The sequence below is a fragment of the Gilliamella sp. HK2 genome (genome assembly GCF_001690265.1).
Taxonomy (GTDB): domain Bacteria; phylum Pseudomonadota; class Gammaproteobacteria; order Enterobacterales; family Orbaceae; genus Gilliamella; species Gilliamella apicola_C.
In genome coordinates this window covers 1-2,617 of record NZ_LZGV01000059.1, presented here as the reverse complement: position 1 = coordinate 2,617, position 2,617 = coordinate 1, and the positions used below count along the sequence as shown (strand labels likewise).

Below are 2,617 nucleotides of genomic sequence, written 5' to 3'. Positions count from 1 at the left end.
AAAAGGTACGAAGAAAAACATATTGATATTACCGAAACAACTGGCGATAGAACTTGGTATCTGGAGTGGGAAAATAATGCATGTAAAAGGATTGAATCACGCTATTTAGATTATGCAGAAACAGATAATTCAGGTAATTTAGAATTACATTTCAATGAACAAGAACAGATTAAACAAGCAATTATTGAGGGTGATTATGCTTATGTCTCATTATTAGTGCCTCGAGATGATCTTGGTCTTGATTTTAAAACCTTTGATGATTTATTGGCAAAACAGGATATTTTTGCCGATAACCTCTCTATCTGGTCAATTGAGGATTCATTATTTAACCAATGGTTAGATCGTGGACTGTTAAATCAGGTTAAACAATTAGAGTTATATAAAACTAAAATTGAACTTTCAACCATTGCAAGATTAGCTGAGTTACCTTCTTTACAAACATTAAAATGTAAAGAAGCCTCCATATATCAAACGGATCTTGTTCGTGCCGAAAAACAAAAACAGCAATATCGAGCACAAGCGCTTGCCTTATTTGCCCTACAACAAAATAGTAATATCAAAATAACCTTTAATGACGGCAGAATCGATTATTTTCAAGAATTCTTACCCGATGATTTAAAACATCAACTAACTTAATAGATTAAAAATCATGATTGAATCATCGTTGCTTGATATGCAAAGCCAAATTCAAAAATGAGATTATAAAATGAATTTAAATGAAGAATTATTAGAACTATTAAGAGAAAATGCTAAAAAAGGTAAAGAGATTAATTTTTTAATAAAGTTAATCAAGGATAGAGTTGATTCTAGTGACTTTAATTCTTTTCTTGTAATAAATTATTTTATGCAAGCGTATCATTTATCTTTTTGTCAAATAAAAGAGTTACCAGGTGCTTTTTGTATGGGAGGAGGCGTATACTCTGATGAGGAAATCAATGCACTTATTTATCCACATATAAAGAAAAGTTTATAACAATCATATTGCCTTTTTGTAATTGGATACAGCAAAAATATAACCTATACTAAATCTTGAACATTAGGTGTTGATAATATAAAAAGATTAAGGTTCCCATATGATGAAAGTCAGAATAGAACTCAATCAACTAGAAAAGCGCAGTAATTACTACTTTTATAACGATACGCCATTTAATGGCGAAGCTTACGATCATCGAGATAATCAACTTTATCAAGTATATGAAATCACCGATGGCGTTATTACAGGTAGTCGGGATTATGGTGTATTTGAAGCCAATGGTATGATAAAGGTCGATTATGATTTGTTAACCAGTGCAGAATATTTTGATTATGAAATGAATCAGATACGTTGTTATTATCAAGGAAAGCCTTTTACAGGAATATGTTATGAATATCGTTTTGGATTTGTTCTTGGAGAATCATTAAATATTGATGGCTGGGAGGTTAAATCTATTGGTTTTATACCGGATGGGACTGGCAGAATGGGCAGTTATGAAGAAAATGACATTGATATTACCGAAACAACTGGCGATAGAACTTGGAATCTGGAGTGGGAAAATAATGTATGTAAAAGGATTGAATCTCGCTATTTAGATTATGCAGAAACAGATCATTCAGGTAATTTAGAATTACATTTCAATGAGCAAAAACAGATTAAACAAGCAATTATTGAGAATGATTATGCTTATGTCTCACTATTAGTGCCTCGAGATGATCTTGGTCTTGATTTTAAAACCTTTGATGATTTATTGGCAAAACAGGATATTTTTGCCGATAACCTCTCTATCTGGTCAATTGAGGATTCATTATTTAACCAACTGTTAGATCGCGGGCTCTTAAATCAAATAACGCAGTTAGAGTTATCCTACACAAATATTGAATATTCTACCTTTGCTAGATTAGCTCAATTACCTTCTTTACAGACATTAAAATGTAAAGAATCTTCCGTCTATAAAATAGACCTCGTTGCTGCCGAAAAACAAAAACAGCAATATCAAGCGCAAGCACTCGCATTATTTGCCCTACAACAAAATAGCAATATAAAAATAACCTTTAATGACGGCAGAATCGATTATTTTCAAGAATTCTTACCCGATGATTTAAAACAACAGCTTACTTAACAGATTAAAAAATCATGATAGTCAGAATAGAACTCAATCAACTAGAAAAGCGCAGTAATGACTACTTTTATAACGATACGCCATTTAATGGCGAAGCTTACGATCATCGAGATAATCAACTTTATCAAGTATATGAAATTACCGACGGTATTGTTACTGGTAGTCGAGATTATGGCTTTTTTGGAACTAACGGTATGGTAAAAGTCGATTATGAATTGCTACATAGTGGTGACTTTGATTATGAAATGAATGATATTCCTTATACTTATCACGGTAAGCCTTTTACTGGTTTATTTTATGATTACTCTTCAGGATTTGTATTAGGTGAATCACTATGTATTAACGGTTGGATTGTAAAAGATATTAGTTATCATCCTGATGGTACAGGTCGAATAAAAAGGTACGAAGAAAAACATATTGATATTACCGAAACAACTGGCGATAGAACTTGGTATCTGGAGTGGGAAAATAATGCATGTAAAAGGATTGAATCACGCTATTTAGATTATGCAGAAACAGAT

4 protein-coding genes are annotated in these 2,617 nt (G+C 32.0%); all 4 read left to right on the top strand.

Translation table 11 applies throughout. The features are described from left to right. A partial coding sequence (locus A9G45_RS14380) for a hypothetical protein (RefSeq protein WP_176701655.1) occupies window positions 1-636 on the top strand: 636 nt, incomplete at its 5' end. A gap of 70 nt (window positions 637-706) precedes the next feature. Then, window positions 707-973: a hypothetical protein gene (locus tag A9G45_RS05000; RefSeq protein ID WP_065568307.1), complete on the top strand. Its 267-nt coding sequence runs from the start codon at window positions 707-709 to the stop codon at window positions 971-973. 100 nt (window positions 974-1,073) lie between these two features. Then, window positions 1,074-2,096 (top strand): hypothetical protein, encoded by a 1,023-nt coding sequence (locus tag A9G45_RS04995; RefSeq protein ID WP_065572372.1) that lies wholly within the window; start codon window positions 1,074-1,076, stop codon window positions 2,094-2,096. 14 nt (window positions 2,097-2,110) lie between these two features. After that, on the top strand, window positions 2,111-2,617 hold a 507-nt coding region (locus A9G45_RS04990), incomplete at its 3' end, for a hypothetical protein (protein ID WP_141673614.1).

Bases quoted from the DNA above. Each gene is read 5' to 3' on its own strand.
- A9G45_RS04995 (WP_065572372.1), top strand. From the start codon at position 1,074: ATGATGAAAGTCAGAATAGAACTCAATCAACTAGAAAAGCGCAGTAAT.
- A9G45_RS05000 (WP_065568307.1), top strand. From the start codon at position 707: ATGAATTTAAATGAAGAATTATTAGAACTATTAAGAGAAAATGCTAAA.